Source organism: Brevundimonas sp. NPDC090276, from assembly GCF_044772165.1.
Lineage (GTDB): Bacteria > Pseudomonadota > Alphaproteobacteria > Caulobacterales > Caulobacteraceae > Brevundimonas.
In genome coordinates this window covers 752537-767264 of record NZ_JBIVYK010000001.1, presented here as the reverse complement: position 1 = coordinate 767264, position 14728 = coordinate 752537, and the positions used below count along the sequence as shown (strand labels likewise).

The following is a 14728-nucleotide window of genomic DNA, read 5'->3' as shown; positions in this document are numbered from 1 at the left end:
CTGTCTTCGAGCCGGCGCGCCCGTGCTTCAAAAAAATCAGGCCGGCGTCCAGGCGTTCATGGTCCGCTCCAGCACGGTCAGGGGCACCCCGCCCAGGTTCAGGCCGGTGTCGTGGAAGCCCTTGATGTCGAAGCGGGCGCCCAGACGGCGCTTGGCGTCTTCGCGCAGGCGAACCCAGGTGGTGTGACCGACCTTGTAGCTGGAGGCCTGGCCTGGCCAGACGCAATAGCGCTCGACCTCGGTGGCGATGCTGGTTTCCTGATCGCCCAGGGTGTCGACCATGTAGCGGATGCCCTGCTCGCGGCTCCAACGCTTGTGGTGCAGACCCGAGTCGACGACCAGACGCGCGGCGCGGAACATCAGCGACTGCAGGTAGCCGATCTTGCCGAAGGGATCGTTCTCATAGGCCCCGATCTCGTCGGCCAGCTGTTCCGAATACAGGCCCCAGCCCTCGGAATAGGCCGAGAAGCCCATGACCTTCATCAGCAGCGGCGTGTCCGGCTGCTCCTGCTGCAGGGCGATCTGGAAGTGATGGCCCGGCACCGCCTCGTGATAGGTCAGGGTCGGCAGGGTCCACTTGGGCCATTCCGCCGTGTCGCGCAGGTTGATGTAGTAGGCGCCCGGACGGGAACCATCCAGGGCCGGCGACTGGTAATAGCCGCCCGGCGCCCCGGCCTCGATGGCCTTGGGCACGCGGCGGATGTCGCAGGGCGACTTGGGCAGGCGGCCGAAGTATTCCGGCATGCGCGCCTGCATGGCGACCATCTGGACGTTGAGTTCCTTGATCAGCTCTTCCTTGGCTTCGTCCGTGTTCGGATAGACGAAGCGCGGATCCTTGCCGAGCGCGGCGATGCGCTCGCCGACCGTGCCTTGCGTCAGGCCTTGCGCCTTCAGCAGGGCGTCGGCGCGACTTGAAATGTCGGCGACCTGCTCCAGCCCCATCTGATGCACCTCGTCCGGCGTCATCGAGGAGGTGGTGTAGTACTGCAGGCCGAAGCGGTAGTAGGCCTCGCCGTCCGGCAGACGCCAGACGCCGCCGTCGTGGGTGGCGCCGGGTCGTACGGCCTTCAGGGCGTCGGCCTGACGCTGGATGGCCGGATAGACCTCATTGGTCAGGATGGCCTCGGCCTTCGCGGCCCAGTCGCCGGGGAGGTTCTTCTCGGCCGCGCGGCGCGCCAGGGAGGTGGTCATGACCGAGTCGGCTGCGGCCGTGCCGGTGATGGCGCCCATCTGCGTCAGGGTGCGGTCGATGACGAAGTCCGGCGGCACGGCGCCAGCCGAGAACTCGGCCTGCATCCGCGTCCGCTCGTCGTCCAGCCCCTTGGCGAAGTCGGACAGGCGCGACAGATAGGCGTCGGCGTCGTCCGCCGCCTCGATGCGGTGCTGGCTGTCGAGGAAGTCGGGGATCTGCTGATAGGCGCCGCCCAGCTGGCTGACGGTGTAGGGCGAAGGCGAGAAGCCGCCGCCGTAGGGGAAGCGATCGCCCATCATCAGGGTATCGCCGAAGAACTCCAGCGAGTCGTAATAGGTCTGCTCGGTAGTCGTCAGTTGACGCTTGTCGATGGCCTTCACCGCCGACATGGCCTCCTTGAACTTGACCTTGTCGGCGTCGATCTTGGCCTGCGAGCGGTCGCTCAGCTTGAAGCGGGCCTGGGCCATCGGCCCCCGGTCCATGCCCAGCATGGTCAGGGTCTCGGGATCGGACAGGATCATCTCCTGGGCGATCTTGTCCAGCAGGGCCAGGAACTGGGCCGAGGCGGGCCCCACCGCCTGATTGGCGGCAGGGGCGTCGGCGGTCTGCGCAAGGGCGCGGGCGGCGCCCGAGGCCGCGAACGCGCCCCCCAGGGCGGCGGTCATCAACAGGCGGCGGCGATCCATCATCGAGGCTTCCTCCCAAAAGCAATGGGAGGGGACACTATCGAAGCGACGCCGCCCCGCAAGGCGTCACCGTTCCGATGCGGATGAAGTTTCGTCCATCCGCCGCCTGAGGATCAGATCAGCGCGGCTGGACGTGGGCCTTGAGACAGTCGCGGACGGCCTTCTTCAGGTCGCCCGGCGCATTGGGTTCGTCCACGCCCTCGGCGGCCAGCACCGCCTTCATCGCCGCGTCCAGACCCTTGGGCATGGCCGCGATGACCTTCTTCTGACCCTTGTCATGCAGGCAGAAGCCAACCTCGCTGCACAGGGCGGCGAACATCGCGTCGAAGTCCACGTGGGCGAAGTCGGGGGCGGCGTCAGTCATAGTCTCAGGCTTTCAGGCGGGTCGCATGGAAGGCCACGTGGTCGTCCACGAAGCTGGCCATGAAGAAGTAGGAGTGATCATAGCCCGGCTGCATCCGAAGGGTAAGCCGCTGTCCCGCCGCCTTCGCCGCTGCGACCAGCAGTTCCGGCTTCAGCTGATCGGTCAGGAAGGGGTCGGCTTCGCCCTGATCCACCAGAATGTCGTCGAACACGCCAGCCGCCGCGCCGCTTTCGATCAGGCGAGCGGCGTCGTGGCGATCCCACTGGCCGCGATCCTCGCCCAGATAGGCCGAGAACGCCTTCTCGCCCCAGGCGCAGCGGGTCGGCGACGAGATCGGCGCGAAAGCCGAGACCGACCTGAACAGCTCGGGATGGCGCAGGGCCAGGGTCATGGCCCCGTGGCCGCCCATGGAGTGACCGAAGATGGAGCGCGTCTTCGTCGTCGGAAACTCGGCGTCGATCAGGGCGATCAGTTCGTCCGTGACATAGCTCTCCATGCGGAAATGCGGCGCCCACGGCGCTTGTGTGGCGTCGACGTAGAATCCCGCCCCCTGGCCCAGATCATAGGCGGCGTCGTCCGCAACGCCCTGACCGCGCGGCGAGGTATCGGGCGCGACGATGATGACGCCGTGGTCGGCGGCGGCCTTGTAGGCCCCGGCCTTGGTGGTGAAGTTGTCCTCGGTGCAGGTCAGGCCCGACAGCCAGATCAGGACCGGGAACGGCCCCTCTCCTGCCGGGACAAAAACCGACAGGGTCATGGGCGTGCCCGTGGTCGCACTGTCGTGCTTCAGATAGCGCAGGGTCCCGCCGTGGACGGCGTGGGTCTTGGTGGTTTCCATCACTCGAACTCCAGAAATCAGTCGGGCCAGACGCGGGCCATGAAGGCGTCGTCCAGTCGGCCGCCGTCCTTCGAGAAATGTGCGTACCAGTCACGCGGGATCGGCGGGCTGGCCCCGGCGGGCGGCGCGCCGCCGCCCCAGGCCTCGAAACCGACCCCGACCAGGATCGGTCCCTCGCGCACCGCAGGCGCGGGCACGGCCTCAACCGCCTTGACCACCGCCGCGATAGTGTCGGCGTTGGGGGCCGGTTCGCCGGTGACGACCCAGGCCTTCGCCCGTCCGCCCGGCTTGACCATCAGCAGCAACATGCCCGAGGCGCCGGGCTGGACCGGGGCGGCGCGCACCGCGCCTTCGGCCGCGATCGTCGCCGCGTTGACGTAGGGCGACAGGGCCGACACCTCGACCCGCGCCTTCATGACCGGATCGGGCAGATAGAGGACCACGTCCTTGCCGACCCAGGCCTCGGCGGGCGCCTCGGCCGTCACGGGCGCGGGCTCGCGATTGCAGGCGGCGAGGCCCATGACGGCCAGAACGACCATGATCGACGCAGTCGCCGCCTTCTTCATCGCCTCAGTCCTCAGCCCGGCCGGTGAACGGCGCAGATCTTGTTGCCCGACGGATCGCGCAGATAGGCCAGGTGCATGACGCCGAAGGGCGTGCTGCGCGGACCTGCCGGGTCTTCAATCGCCGTGCCGCCCGCCGCCACGCCGGCCTCGGCGAAGGCGACGACCGCTTCGGGGCTGGCTGCCGCAAAGCCGATGGTGCCGCCGTTGGCGTGGCAGGCCGCCTCGCCGTCGCGCGGCGTGACCACGCCCAGCATGCCGCGCGGCGTCATGTACCAGACGCCGGGTCGGGGCTGATCGCTAAAGGTCCCCGGCTGATGGCCCAGAGCGCCAAGCACCGCGTCATAGAATTTGTGCGACGCCTGGACGTCGTTGGCGCCGACGGTGACGTGAGTGAACATGGTCTTCCTCCCGATGATGCGCCCGACCGGTTCGCCGGGCGCCGCAAGCTAGGCTAATATAGTTTCTTTTGGCAACGGACTATCGACGACCCGCTAGCCCGGCTTGGCGCCGTCGCGCGCATAGCCTTCCATAAGGCCCGCATAGTCCTCGACCGGCGGGAACGCGGGATAACCCACACGGGCGCCGGACTGGACCCCCGGCAGGTGATCGGCGACGCCCGTGTCCGCATAGGGCACGACCCAGGCCGCATCCTCCAGCAGGCTGGGCCGCAGGTTGACGAAGGCCCCGCCGGCGATGCCGCGCGTGAACAGCCAGTTCTTGCACGAGGGGCAGAAGTGATGCTCCGGCACAGGATTGTGCAGGCCGCCGATCTCGGTCTCGCCCTCCACCTCCAGTCCGGAGGCCGGCAGCATCAGACTGAGCGAATAGGCCCCGCCTGTAAGCTTCTGGCAGGCCCGGCAGTGACAGGCCGAGGCGAAGACCGGCGCCTCGGTGACTCGAACGCTTACCTGGCCGCACAGGCAGGCGCCCGTCCACGGCAGCTTCCAGTCACTCATGGGCCAGTCCCTTTTTGTTAGAAGACGATCACCGAGCGGATGCTCTTGCCTTCATGCATCAGGTCAAACGCCTCGTTGATGCGTTCCAGCGGCAGGGTGTGGGTGATCATCGGGTCGATCTCGATCTTGCCGTCCATGTACCAGTCGACGATCTTCGGCGTGTCAGTACGGCCGCGCGCGCCGCCAAAGGCCGAGCCCTTCCAGACGCGACCGGTTACCAGCTGGAACGGACGGGTGGCGATCTCCTTGCCCGCTTCGGCCACGCCGATGACGATGCTCTCGCCCCAGCCGCGGTGGCAGGCTTCCAGCGCCTGACGCATGACCACGGTGTTGCCGGTGCAGTCGAAGGTGTAGTCGGCGCCGCCGCCGGTCAGCTCGACCAGATGGCCCACCACGTCCGAAACGTCCTTCGGATTGACGAAGTGGGTCATGCCGAAGCGACGGCCCCACTCTTCCTTGTCGCCGTTGATGTCGACGCCGACGATCATGTCGGCCCCGACCAGCTTCAGCCCCTGGATCACGTTCAGGCCGATGCCGCCCAGGCCGAAGACCACGGCGTTGGCGCCCGGCTCGACCTTGGCCGTGTTGACCACGGCGCCCACGCCCGTCGTCACGCCGCAGCCGATGTAGCAGGCCTTGTCGAAGGGGGCGTCCTTGCGGATCTTGGCCACCGCAATCTCGGGCAGGACCGTGTAGTTCGAGAAGGTCGAACAGCCCATGTAGTGGGCGATGGCTTGACCCTTGTAGGAAAAGCGCGAGGTGCCGTCCGGCATCAGGCCCTTGCCCTGGGTGCCGCGGATCGAGGTGCACAGGTTGGTCTTGCGGCTCAGGCACGACTTACACTGGCGGCATTCCGGCGTGTAGAGCGGGATGACGTGGTCGCCGACGGCGAGGCTGGTCACGCCCGGCCCGACCTCGACCACCACGCCCGCGCCTTCATGGCCGAGAATGCTCGGGAAGATGCCCTCGCTGTCCAGTCCATCCAGCGTATAGGCGTCGGTGTGGCAGACGCCGGTCGCCTTGATCTCGATCAGCACCTCGCCGGCGCGCGGACCTTCCAGATCGACCTCGACGATCTCGAGCGGGCGTTTGGCTTCGAACGCGACGGCGGCGCGGGTTTTCATGATCTTAGATCCTCCGGAGGCCCCTATCGCTCGCCGCGCGGCGGCTCGCTGCTTGAGGGGATTTGCGCCCCTTGTACGCCGCGCCGCGCCTGGCCGAAACGGCGACAACCGCAAAACATTATTGTCCTGCTGCAACAATCATGATCGAACGTCCCGATGAGCCGCTGGGACGGGATCGACGAATTCACCGCTGTCGCCGAACAGGCCAGCTTCTCGGCTGCCGCCAAGCGGCTGGGCTTGTCCACATCCGCCGTCAGCCGCGAGATCGCGCGGCTGGAGGACCGTCTGCAGACCCGCCTGCTTCATCGCACCACCCGCCGGGTCGAGCTGACCGATGCGGGGCGCGACTTCCTGGCCCGCTGCCGCCGACTGATCGACGAACGCGACGAGGCCCTGGCCGCCGTCCAGCCCGACGATCAGGCCCCGCGCGGCCTGCTGCGCATGACCTGTTCGGTCTCCTATGGCGAACGCTTCATCGCTCCCGCCGTCAACGCCTTCGCGCGCCAGAATCCGGAACTGAGGATCGAGCTGGATCTGGATAACCGCCTGCGCGACCTGGTCGGCGACGGCTATGATCTGGCGGTGCGCTTCGGCCATCTGACCGACTCGCGGCTGATGGCGCGGCGTCTGGCCTCGCGGCGACTGATCCTGTGCGCCAGTCCCGACTATCTGGCCCGGCGCGGCGCCCCGCGCGACCTGTCCGAGATCGCCAGCCACGACGGCCTGATCGGCTCGGCCGAGCACTGGCGCTTCACCGAGGCCGGGCGTGAGGTGACGCTCCGTCCCTCCGGCCGCTGGCGCTGCAACTCCGGCGCGGCGGTGCTGGACGCGGCGCTTCAAGGGCTGGGCCTGTGCCAACTGCCCGACTTCTATGTGACCGAGGCCCTGGCCTCGGGCGCCCTCGTCTCCCTGCTGGACGAGGCCCGCCCGCCCGACGAAGGCGTCTGGGCCGTCCATCCCCATCCCCGCCACGTCCCGCCCAAGGTCCGCGCCATGATCGACTGGCTGCACGAGCGGCTGGCGGCGGCGCCCGGCCGGAAACAGAGATAGGATCAGACCGATGGCACGTTCCCACCCGGTCTATCTGAAGATCCGCCGCTGGGTGGACGTCAGGCTCTCGGACCCCGCCGTGCATGTTCAGCTCGGCCCGCTTCTCGTTCGACGCGCTCACCTGCCGGTCCTGATTGCGGTCGCCGCGTTCGCACCTCTGATCGCGCTCCATCTGCTCATTGGGCCCCTTCCCGCCCCTGCCTGGTTGATCGGCTGTGTATGGGCCGTAGCCTCCGCCGCCTTCATGGGGTGGCGCGGCTGGCGGTTGATACGGGCCAGCAGCATCAAGAGCGCGCGCGACTATGACCGGCGCGCCAAATTCGACCTGCCGCCTGAGTATGCAGCTTCAGAAAGCCTGCTGGCGCATCAGCGACGCGAACGGAGAGCCCAGCCATGAACCTCGTCGTCCTGACCGGCGCCGGCGTCTCGGCGGAATCCGGCCTGCCGACCTTCCGCGCCTCGGACGGCCTGTGGGAGGGGCATCGCATCGAAGAGGTGGCGACGCCCGAGGGGTTCGCGGCGAACCCGGCCCTGGTGCAAGACTTCTACAACCAGAGGCGGCGACACCTGGCGCGCGTTCAGCCCAACGCCGCGCACCGCGCCCTGGCCGATCTGGCGGCGCGGTGGCGGGGCGACTTCCTGCTGGTGACGCAGAACGTCGACGACCTGCACGACCGGGCGCACGTCGAGACGCCGCCCGCACCGGGGTTCGAGCTGATCCATATGCACGGCGAGTTGCTGAAGGCCCGCTGCACCGCGTCGGGCGTCGTCTGTGACTGGACCGGTGATCTGGAGGCCCAACACGCCTCGCCGCATCATCCGCAGGGGGTCTTGCGCCCGCACATCGTCTGGTTCGGAGAGATGCCGCTGGCCATGGAGCGGATCGAGGCGGCGCTGGACGCCTGCGACCTGTTCGTCTCCATCGGCACCTCGGGCGCGGTCTATCCGGCGGCAGGCTTCGTGCAGTCGGCGCGCATGGCCGGAGCGCGGACAGTGGAGATCAATCTGGAGCCGACGCAGGGCGCGCGCCTGTTCGACGAGGGCGTCTATGGCCCCGCCACCGAGGCCGTGCCGTTCTTCTTCTCTGCCCTCTAGCCGCGCGGCCCGAACAGAATGACCCCCGCTCCGACCAGGCAGACCGCCCCGCCGATCAGGTCCCAGCGGTCCGGCGTCGTCTTCTCGACCAGCGCCATCCACGCCAGCGAGGCGACGATATAGACCCCGCCATAGGCCGCGAACGCCCGCCCCGCCGTCTCGGTCGGAACCAGGGTCAGCAGCCAGGCGAAGGCGATCAGGCTGAGCACGCCCGGAACCAGCCAGACCGGCGAGCGATCCAGCTTCAGCCAGGCCCAGAAGGCGAAACAGCCGCCGATCTCGGCCAGGGCGGCGAGCGGGTAGATGAGGGCGAGCTTCACTCGCCCTTCTTCGCGTCTTCCGCCGCGCGCTTTTCGGCCAGCTTGGCCAGCACGCGGCCACGGCCCTTGGCCAGGGCGTGGATGGCGCCGCGCATGGTGGCGACCTCCTGCTCGGTGAAGGCGGCGCGGCCCAGCATGACGCGCAGGTTCTGGCTCATCGACGGCTTCTTCTCGGGCGGATGGAAGAAACCGCCGGCCTCCAGCTCGGCCTCGAAGTGTTCGTACATGCCGACCAGCAGCTCATTCGACGCGGGCGGCTCGCCCTCGCGGAAGCGCGGCGGCGGGGCGTCGAGGATCAGGGTGCGCCATTCATAGGCGTTGATGGCCACGGCCTGGGCCAGGTTCAGCGAGTGGTGGCGCGGATCGATGGGGATGGTGGTGATCCCGGCGCACAGGGCGATGTCGGTGGTCTCAAGACCGGCGCGCTCGCCGCCGAACAGCAGGCCGGTTTTCAGCCCCGACGCCGTGTCGTCATAGAGAATGCGGGCGCTTTCGCGCGGGGTGCGCACCGGCTGGCGCGTCTCGCGCGGGCGGGCGGTGGTGGCGAAGACGGTGTTCAGGTCGTGGACGGCCTCAGCCACGCTGTCGAAGACCTTGACCCCGTCCAGCACCCAGTCGGCGCCCGAGGCCGTGGCCCAGGCACGGTCCTGGGGCCAGCCGTCGCGCGGCGTGACCAACCGCAATTCCGACAGGCCGAAATTGGCCATGACGCGGGCGACCGCGCCGATGTTCTCGGCCATCTGGGACTTGTCGAGGATGACGACGGGGGGCGTGAGTTCAGTCATGGGCGTCCCCTACCCCTCCGCGCCGTCTCGCGAAAGTCAGTCCTCGCCGATCATCGAGGTCCAGGGGTCGACCGTGCCGGCCTCGACCTCGGCCACCTTGACGGCGGGCCAGCCGATGGAGGCCGTGCCGCTCTCGCGCCAGCTGAGGATGATCAGGTCGCGCAGTTCCGAGGCGCCGGCGGCCAGACGCTCGTTGACGAAGGCCGCGCCGCGCGGGTCGGCGTCACGGAAACCGCCCGCCTTTTCCAGACGGTAGAAGGGAATGACCGTGCCTAGCGTCGTCTTCAGATAGCCGGCGGTGCGGGCGCGCAGGTCCAGACCCGACACCTGAGGCTGGCTCATGGCCGCCTCGACCGTGTCCAGACGGGCGACGCGCGAGGTGAACTCGCCTTCGAAGATGGCGTGGGTGCGGCGCGAGTTGGTGAAGCCCTCGGGGTTGGGATAGTCGCCCCAGCCGTTGAAGTGGATCGACATATGGTGCGGCTGCGAGCCGTCGCCGACGTAGTGGGCCAGGACGCCGATGTCGCGCAGGATCAGGGCCTCGCGGCGCTCGCGGTCGGCGCGGTACCAGGCCTTCTTGCCGGGATCCATTTCGCGGCCCTCGGCGGCGGTCAGCACACGCCAGTAGGCGAAGTCGCGGCCCAGGTTCTGATAGGCGTCCATCAGGGCGTAGGGCAGATAGCCGACCTCGTCGATCTTGATCCCCGCCTGCACCAAAGCCGTGTCGAAGTCCGACTTCAGCCGCGGCAGGGCGTCGATCGACGGGCCGTTGGCGTTCATCGCAAAGCCGTCGTCGTCGAAATCGATGAAGTGGGCCGTGTCGCGCTCGCGGTCGTGCGGCTGACCCGCGCCCTTCCAGCGGTCGGGCTCGCGCGCCAGCTCGCCGACGTCGGCGACGGCGCCGGGCGTGCGCAGGAAGGCCGGCAGGTCGTCGCTGAGGCCGCGCATGGCTGCGACGCCGATCAGGCGGTGGCCGGTATTGCCCCAGGCGTCGACCTGAACGGCGGGGGCCGCGACCAGCATCAGGGCGGCGGCGGAGATCATCAGGCGCTTAACTTGACGCTTCATCGGGGGACACCGGCGGAAAAATTCGAAGGGAAACGACCGCTTATCCCATTCCCGGCCGCGCCTCCAGCCATGTGGCCGACGACGTGGCCGCGCGATCACGCCGCCGTTATCTTAGGCCGAAACGCAGTCTTTCTTCGCAATAAAGTGTTACATGTCCAGACTTAGGTGTTAACCGGACAGCTGATCCTAACAGTATAGAAGTCATATAGCACGAATACTGATTTCGTTGCTGCCACATATGCTGTGACATTTGGGCGATATGCTCATCGACCTGTGGACTAATCGAACGATGATCGTGATGCAGGGCCGCACCTGATCTCAACGGCCACGTTTTCGCCACAATTGGCAGCCAAAAACCCGCTGCCGGATCGTGTCGGGACCGGTGCTTCCTGAGTCTGTTCGATGCTGAACACAGCCGCTGCGCTTGCCATGTTCTGGACTATGGCCTTCTCCGGTTCCGGAGAGCCTCAACCCTATGAAGCCGTTGTCGCGATCGATACGGCTGCAATGGAAACCGCCGCGACGGCTGAAAGTTCCCTCGACACCTCCGCCCTCTCCGCCGAACAGGCCGAGCTGATGGCGGGCGATCCCGACTGGCGCGCCTCGGCCCGCCTCTATCATGCAGGCGGCGGCGGCGCGACGGGCAACGACTCGCTCGGTTGCCGTCCGATCGCCATGCGCACGGTCGCCGTCGACCCCCGCGTCATCCCGCGCCGCACCAAGCTGTTCATCCGCGAAACGGTCGGCATGCGCCTGGCCAACGGCGAGGTCCACGACGGCTACTGGTACGCCTCCGACACCGGCGGCGCGATCAAGGGCGCCAAGATCGACCTGTTCACCGGCCACGGCCGCGGTTCGATGCAGCAGGCTCAAAGCCTGAACATGAAGACCCTGACCATCGCCGACGCCGGCGACTTCGACGGCTGCCCCCCGGCCTGGGAAACGGCCTCCAAGTAAGGGCGGCGACGTCCACCGACAAAAAGGCGACCGGAGCGATCCGGTCGCCTTTTTGCTGGGCGTCACATGGTTAGAATTTCCGCCTGCCGCTCACCGTCTCGAAGAAGAGGCGGAAGTCGCCCATCAGGCTCCACAGCGGATATTGGAAGGTCGCCGGCCGGTTCTTCTCGAAGAAGAAATGCCCGACCCAGGCGAAGCCGTAGCCGACCACCGGCATGGCCAGCAGCCACCAGGCGTTCAGGGTGACGCAGAAGGCCAGGAAGGCGGCGATCACCAGCCCTGTCCCGACCACGTGAATGCGACGGCAGGTCCGGTTGGAATGTTCGTGGATGTAGTAGGGATAGAAGGCCGAAAAGGAGGCGTATCGCCCTCCGGGGTCGCGGCCAGTCTGCGGATCGCGTGCGGTCATGGCCGCAGCCTGCCCCCGGATCGAACCGGGGGCAAGTCAGCGATCAGGGGTCAGTCGAAACGCTTGCCGGGCTTGCCGGCTTTGTTGAACGGCTTGGTGCCCGGCTTGAAGCCCGGCTTGCCGCCGGCCTTGAAGTCCGCCTTGGGCTTGAACGGCTTCTTGGCGCCAGGCCCCTTGGCGAAGGCGCCTTCCGGACGCTCGGTACGCTCGCCCTCGGCGCGGGGAGCGTAGGGCTTCTTGTTGAAGGCCGGACGTTCGCCGCCGGCTTCACCCTCGCGCGGCTGCCACGGCTTCTTCTTGAACGGCGGGCGACCGCCCTCGCCGTCCTCGTCGCGACGGAAGGGCTTCTTGGCGTAGGGACGCTCGCCGCCTTCGTCACGGCGATTGCGCGTCCCGCCCTTGAACATGCCCGAATGAGGGGCCTCCGACGGCGTGATGTTCGCCTCGTTGGTGTTCATGGCCGCCAGCTTCTTGAAGGCCTCGGCATGAGTGTTGGCGATCTCGAAGCGGGTCTCTTCGGGGAAGGTCTTGATCGAGCCGATCTGCTGCTTGGTGATGCCGCCGATGCGGCAGATCATCGGGATCAGCCACTTGGGATCGGCGTTGCGGTTGCGGCCGATGTCCATGCGGAACCACGACACCTGGTCTGGCTGCAGACGCTCGAAGGGCGAGGCCCCGGCGGCGAACTTGTCGCCGGCCTCGGCCCGCGGCTTGCGCTGCGGGCCCTGGCCCGGATCGACCAGATCCTCGGGGGCCGGCAGGTCCTTGCGCAGCAGGACCAGCAGGGCGCGCGCCAGGTCGTCGGGCGTGCGCTCGGCGACCAGCTTGGCGATCAGGCCGGCGTCGTCCTCATTGCCTTCCTCGGCGAAGACCGGGGCGGCCAGCAGGCGCTGCTCGTCCTTGGCCAGGATTTCGTCGGCGGTCGGCGCGCCGGCCCAGGTCGCCTCGACGCCCGCCGAGCCCAGCAGCATCTCGGCCTTGCGGCGACGGCTGCTCGGCACCAGCAGGATGGAGGTGCCCTTCTTGCCCGCGCGGCCGGTGCGGCCCGAACGATGCAACATGGTCGCTTTGTTGATCGGCAGTTCAGCATGGATCACCAGACCCAGGTCGGGCAGGTCCAGACCGCGCGCGGCCACGTCGGTGGCGACGCAGACGCGGGCGCGGCCGTCGCGCAGGGCCTGAAGCGCGTCGGTGCGCTCGCGCTGGCCCATTTCACCCGACAGGGCCACGGTCGAGAAGCCACGCTCCAGCAGCGACGACTGCAGGTGACGCACGCTGTCGCGCGTCGAGCAGAAGACCAGGGCGCCGGGCGCCTCATAGAAGCGCAGCACGTTGACGACGGCGTGCTCGATCTCGTTCGGAGCGATGCGCAGGGCGCGGTATTCGATGTCGCTGTGCGGCTGGCTGCGGTCGACGGTGTCGATGCGCACGGCGTCGCGCTGATAGCGCTTGGCCATCATGGCGATGTCGCGGGCGATGGTGGCCGAGAACAGCAGGGTGCGGCGATCCTCGGGCGACTGCTCAAGGATGTATTCCAGGTCCTCGCGGAAGCCCATGTCGAGCATTTCGTCGGCCTCGTCGAGCACCAGCACCTTCAGCGCCGACAGGTCGAGGTTGCCGCGGTCGATGTGGTCCTTCAGGCGGCCGGGCGTGCCGACCACGATGTGGATGCCGAAGTTCAGGGCGCGGGCTTCCTTGCGGGCGTCCATGCCGCCGACGCAGGTGGTGATCTTGGCCTTGGACTCGCCGTACAGCCATTCCAGCTCGGCCGAGACCTGCAGCGCCAGTTCGCGCGTCGGCGCGATCGCCAGCATCAGCGGCGCGTCGGCGGGCCCGAAGGTTTCAGCGTCGCCCAGCAGGGTCGAAGCCGCCGCCAGACCGAAGGCCACCGTCTTGCCCGACCCGGTCTGGGCCGAGACCAGCATGTCGGCTTCGCCCTGCGCTTCCAGAACCGCCGCCTGGACGGGGGTGGGCTCGGCATAGCCCTTGTTGACGAGGGCGCGGTCTAGCGCGGGGTGGATCGCGGGAAAGGGCATATACGACCTGAAAAAGAGCAAGGCGGTCGCCGAAACGACCGCGCCCGGCCAAGGCGAACAGCCGGCCGGGCGATGAGGAGGCGGTCTCTATACACCAATAACGGCCCCGATGCGGCGGTTTTCCGCAAAAAGACCGTCGTTCACCACGCTTGTTCAGGCGTCATTGACCTCAAAGCCACGATCCTGACCGTCCGCAGAGTTCGATTTTCGTCCCGGAGACCGATCATGACGATCCCGCCCCTGAGCATCGCCGCCGCCGGAATGCAGAACGCCGCCAACCGTTTCGAGGCCAGCGCCCGGCGCACGGCCAGCGGTTCGCTGGACAACCTGGCGGTCGAGGCGGTCGAGCAGATCCGCGCCAAACAGGACTTCTCGGCCAACGCCGCCGTGGCGCGGACGGCCGACGAGATGACGGGGACGCTGCTGGACATTCTGGTCTGAGCCTGACCGGCTGAAGCAGGCGTCCGAGCCGAACCGAGAACAATCCCCGGCGCCGCACGTTTCCTCCCTGCGCCTCGCAGGGAGATCAAGCATGGCCCAGTCGCACCCCGGCCCTTCGGGACAAGCCCTCACCTTCGCCAGGGTCACCCCCTATCAGAGCCTGAGCCTGGCGATGACCTCGGACGCCGTGGACGTCGACGGCTGGATGAGCGCCGAGCACAGCCAGACGGGCGACGCGACCTCGCCGCCCCTGGCCTGGAGCGGGCTGCTGGAGGCCGAGAGCTACGCCCTGATCGTCGAGGACCCCGACGCCCCCGGCGAGAGCGCCAGCGTGCACTGGATGCTGTGGAACATCCCCGGCGACCTCACCGCCCTGCCCGCCGACATCCCGCAGGGACCGCATCCGGCCGCCGTGCCCGGCGCCGTCCAGGGCGCCAACAGTCGGGGCGAGCACGGCTGGTTGGGCATGGCCCCGCCGCCGGGGTCAGCCCCGCACCACTACCATTTCCAGCTGTTCGCCCTCGACAGAAAGCTGGAGCTGTCGCCCGAGACGTCCCTGGCCAAGCTGGTCAATGTGCTGAAGGGCTGCGCCATCGCCAAGGGCGAGCTGGTCGGCCGCTATCAGGCCGCCGGCGGCATCGGCGACGCCCCGGCCCCGGCGCGCACCGGCGCCTATGGCGTCGATCCGGCTACCGATCACGCCACCCGGGCCGAGCTCGCGGCCGGGCGCGGACCGCTGGACAGCGGCGACATCGACCGCCACGCCCCGCACGACGACGAAGGGGTGACCCGCCCCCGCGGGGGCGAAGCGCCCGACCCCAAGCGCCCGTTCAGGCTCTAG

Annotated in this window: 18 protein-coding genes; 6 read left to right on the top strand and 12 right to left on the bottom strand. The window is 68.1% G+C overall.

The features are described from left to right. Positions 1-36 precede the first annotated feature (36 nt). From ACIQTU_RS03670 to ACIQTU_RS03640, 7 genes are all read right to left on the bottom strand, one after another. The gene (locus ACIQTU_RS03670; protein WP_400542482.1) at positions 37-1881 is read right to left on the bottom strand and encodes a DUF885 domain-containing protein; all 1845 of its coding nucleotides are present in this window, start codon (positions 1879-1881) and stop codon (positions 37-39) included. A 115-nt stretch (positions 1882-1996) separates the two neighbouring features. Beyond that, positions 1997-2242 (bottom strand): hypothetical protein, encoded by a 246-nt coding sequence (locus ACIQTU_RS03665; protein WP_400542479.1) that lies wholly within the window; start codon positions 2240-2242, stop codon positions 1997-1999. Positions 2243-2246: 4 nt separating this feature from the next. After that, positions 2247-3080, bottom strand: coding sequence for an S-formylglutathione hydrolase (fghA, locus tag ACIQTU_RS03660; RefSeq protein ID WP_400542476.1), 834 nt, complete (start codon positions 3078-3080; stop codon positions 2247-2249). Positions 3081-3097: 17 nt separating this feature from the next. Continuing rightward, on the bottom strand, positions 3098-3646 hold the full coding sequence (locus ACIQTU_RS03655; RefSeq protein WP_400542472.1) for a hypothetical protein: 549 nt from the start codon (positions 3644-3646) through the stop codon (positions 3098-3100). An 11-nt stretch (positions 3647-3657) separates the two neighbouring features. Further along, on the bottom strand, positions 3658-4044 hold the full coding sequence (locus ACIQTU_RS03650) for a VOC family protein (RefSeq protein ID WP_400542469.1): 387 nt from the start codon (positions 4042-4044) through the stop codon (positions 3658-3660). A 93-nt stretch (positions 4045-4137) separates the two neighbouring features. Next, positions 4138-4602, bottom strand: a complete 465-nt coding sequence (locus tag ACIQTU_RS03645) for a GFA family protein (protein ID WP_400542466.1) — start codon at positions 4600-4602, stop codon at positions 4138-4140. 17 nt (positions 4603-4619) lie between these two features. After that, on the bottom strand, positions 4620-5726 hold the full coding sequence (locus ACIQTU_RS03640; RefSeq protein ID WP_400542463.1) for an S-(hydroxymethyl)glutathione dehydrogenase/class III alcohol dehydrogenase: 1107 nt from the start codon (positions 5724-5726) through the stop codon (positions 4620-4622). 156 nt (positions 5727-5882) lie between these two features. On the opposite strand from ACIQTU_RS03640, the gene ACIQTU_RS03635 reads away from it, so the two are divergent. The 3 genes from ACIQTU_RS03635 to ACIQTU_RS03625 are packed head-to-tail and all read left to right on the top strand — an operon-like array spanning position 5883 to position 7871. Next, positions 5883-6776 (top strand): LysR family transcriptional regulator, encoded by an 894-nt coding sequence (locus tag ACIQTU_RS03635; protein WP_400542460.1) that lies wholly within the window; start codon positions 5883-5885, stop codon positions 6774-6776. Positions 6777-6786: 10 nt separating this feature from the next. Continuing rightward, positions 6787-7173 (top strand): hypothetical protein, encoded by a 387-nt coding sequence (locus ACIQTU_RS03630; RefSeq protein ID WP_400542457.1) that lies wholly within the window; start codon positions 6787-6789, stop codon positions 7171-7173. Continuing rightward, on the top strand, positions 7170-7871 hold the full coding sequence (locus ACIQTU_RS03625) for an NAD-dependent deacylase (RefSeq protein WP_400542454.1): 702 nt from the start codon (positions 7170-7172) through the stop codon (positions 7869-7871). The genes ACIQTU_RS03630 and ACIQTU_RS03625 overlap by 4 nt, the downstream gene beginning before the upstream one ends. Here the strand turns inward: ACIQTU_RS03625 and ACIQTU_RS03620 are convergent. Genes ACIQTU_RS03620 through ACIQTU_RS03610 form a run of 3 tightly spaced genes read right to left on the bottom strand, consistent with a single transcriptional unit; the run spans position 7868 to position 10044 of the window. Then, a complete protein-coding gene (locus tag ACIQTU_RS03620; protein WP_400542451.1) occupies positions 7868-8191 on the bottom strand; it encodes a YnfA family protein in 324 nt (107 codons plus the stop codon). The genes ACIQTU_RS03625 and ACIQTU_RS03620 overlap by 4 nt on opposite strands. Then, positions 8188-8976, bottom strand: coding sequence for an RNA methyltransferase (locus ACIQTU_RS03615; RefSeq protein ID WP_400542448.1), 789 nt, complete (start codon positions 8974-8976; stop codon positions 8188-8190). The genes ACIQTU_RS03620 and ACIQTU_RS03615 overlap by 4 nt, the downstream gene beginning before the upstream one ends. Positions 8977-9012: 36 nt before the next feature. Beyond that, a complete protein-coding gene (locus ACIQTU_RS03610) occupies positions 9013-10044 on the bottom strand; it encodes a S1/P1 Nuclease (RefSeq protein ID WP_400542445.1) in 1032 nt (343 codons plus the stop codon). Between the two features lie 402 nt (positions 10045-10446). Between ACIQTU_RS03610 and ACIQTU_RS03605 the strand changes: the two genes are divergently transcribed. Continuing rightward, the gene (locus ACIQTU_RS03605; RefSeq protein ID WP_400542443.1) at positions 10447-11001 is read left to right on the top strand and encodes a 3D domain-containing protein; all 555 of its coding nucleotides are present in this window, start codon (positions 10447-10449) and stop codon (positions 10999-11001) included. Positions 11002-11071: 70 nt separating this feature from the next. On the opposite strand, the gene ACIQTU_RS03600 is transcribed toward ACIQTU_RS03605, so the two are convergent. Both ACIQTU_RS03600 and ACIQTU_RS03595 read right to left on the bottom strand, forming a co-directional pair. After that, on the bottom strand, positions 11072-11410 hold the full coding sequence (locus tag ACIQTU_RS03600; RefSeq protein ID WP_400542440.1) for an Mpo1-like protein: 339 nt from the start codon (positions 11408-11410) through the stop codon (positions 11072-11074). Between the two features lie 50 nt (positions 11411-11460). Continuing rightward, the gene (locus tag ACIQTU_RS03595) at positions 11461-13446 is read right to left on the bottom strand and encodes a DEAD/DEAH box helicase (RefSeq protein WP_400542437.1); all 1986 of its coding nucleotides are present in this window, start codon (positions 13444-13446) and stop codon (positions 11461-11463) included. 225 nt (positions 13447-13671) lie between these two features. On the opposite strand from ACIQTU_RS03595, the gene ACIQTU_RS03590 reads away from it, so the two are divergent. Together ACIQTU_RS03590 and ACIQTU_RS03585 are read left to right on the top strand one after the other, a co-directional pair. Further along, positions 13672-13887 (top strand): flagellar basal body rod C-terminal domain-containing protein, encoded by a 216-nt coding sequence (locus ACIQTU_RS03590; protein ID WP_400542434.1) that lies wholly within the window; start codon positions 13672-13674, stop codon positions 13885-13887. Between the two features lie 91 nt (positions 13888-13978). Continuing rightward, positions 13979-14728 (top strand): YbhB/YbcL family Raf kinase inhibitor-like protein, encoded by a 750-nt coding sequence (locus ACIQTU_RS03585; RefSeq protein ID WP_400542431.1) that lies wholly within the window; start codon positions 13979-13981, stop codon positions 14726-14728.

What these genes read in the sequence shown, in the direction of transcription:
- ACIQTU_RS03670 (WP_400542482.1), bottom strand. Translation starts at nt 1,881, where the DNA reads ATGATGGATCGCCGCCGCCTGTTGATGACCGCCGCCCTGGGGGGCGCG.
- ACIQTU_RS03665 (WP_400542479.1), bottom strand. Translation starts at nt 2,242, where the DNA reads ATGACTGACGCCGCCCCCGACTTCGCCCACGTGGACTTCGACGCGATG.
- fghA (WP_400542476.1), bottom strand. Translation starts at nt 3,080, where the DNA reads ATGGAAACCACCAAGACCCACGCCGTCCACGGCGGGACCCTGCGCTAT.
- ACIQTU_RS03655 (WP_400542472.1), bottom strand. Translation starts at nt 3,646, where the DNA reads ATGAAGAAGGCGGCGACTGCGTCGATCATGGTCGTTCTGGCCGTCATG.
- ACIQTU_RS03650 (WP_400542469.1), bottom strand. Translation starts at nt 4,044, where the DNA reads ATGTTCACTCACGTCACCGTCGGCGCCAACGACGTCCAGGCGTCGCAC.
- ACIQTU_RS03645 (WP_400542466.1), bottom strand. Translation starts at nt 4,602, where the DNA reads ATGAGTGACTGGAAGCTGCCGTGGACGGGCGCCTGCCTGTGCGGCCAG.
- ACIQTU_RS03640 (WP_400542463.1), bottom strand. Translation starts at nt 5,726, where the DNA reads ATGAAAACCCGCGCCGCCGTCGCGTTCGAAGCCAAACGCCCGCTCGAG.
- ACIQTU_RS03635 (WP_400542460.1), top strand. Translation starts at nt 5,883, where the DNA reads ATGAGCCGCTGGGACGGGATCGACGAATTCACCGCTGTCGCCGAACAG.
- ACIQTU_RS03630 (WP_400542457.1), top strand. Translation starts at nt 6,787, where the DNA reads ATGGCACGTTCCCACCCGGTCTATCTGAAGATCCGCCGCTGGGTGGAC.
- ACIQTU_RS03625 (WP_400542454.1), top strand. Translation starts at nt 7,170, where the DNA reads ATGAACCTCGTCGTCCTGACCGGCGCCGGCGTCTCGGCGGAATCCGGC.
- ACIQTU_RS03615 (WP_400542448.1), bottom strand. Translation starts at nt 8,976, where the DNA reads ATGACTGAACTCACGCCCCCCGTCGTCATCCTCGACAAGTCCCAGATG.
- ACIQTU_RS03610 (WP_400542445.1), bottom strand. Translation starts at nt 10,044, where the DNA reads ATGAAGCGTCAAGTTAAGCGCCTGATGATCTCCGCCGCCGCCCTGATG.
- ACIQTU_RS03605 (WP_400542443.1), top strand. Translation starts at nt 10,447, where the DNA reads ATGCTGAACACAGCCGCTGCGCTTGCCATGTTCTGGACTATGGCCTTC.
- ACIQTU_RS03600 (WP_400542440.1), bottom strand. Translation starts at nt 11,410, where the DNA reads ATGACCGCACGCGATCCGCAGACTGGCCGCGACCCCGGAGGGCGATAC.
- ACIQTU_RS03595 (WP_400542437.1), bottom strand. Translation starts at nt 13,446, where the DNA reads ATGCCCTTTCCCGCGATCCACCCCGCGCTAGACCGCGCCCTCGTCAAC.
- ACIQTU_RS03590 (WP_400542434.1), top strand. Translation starts at nt 13,672, where the DNA reads ATGACGATCCCGCCCCTGAGCATCGCCGCCGCCGGAATGCAGAACGCC.
- ACIQTU_RS03585 (WP_400542431.1), top strand. Translation starts at nt 13,979, where the DNA reads ATGGCCCAGTCGCACCCCGGCCCTTCGGGACAAGCCCTCACCTTCGCC.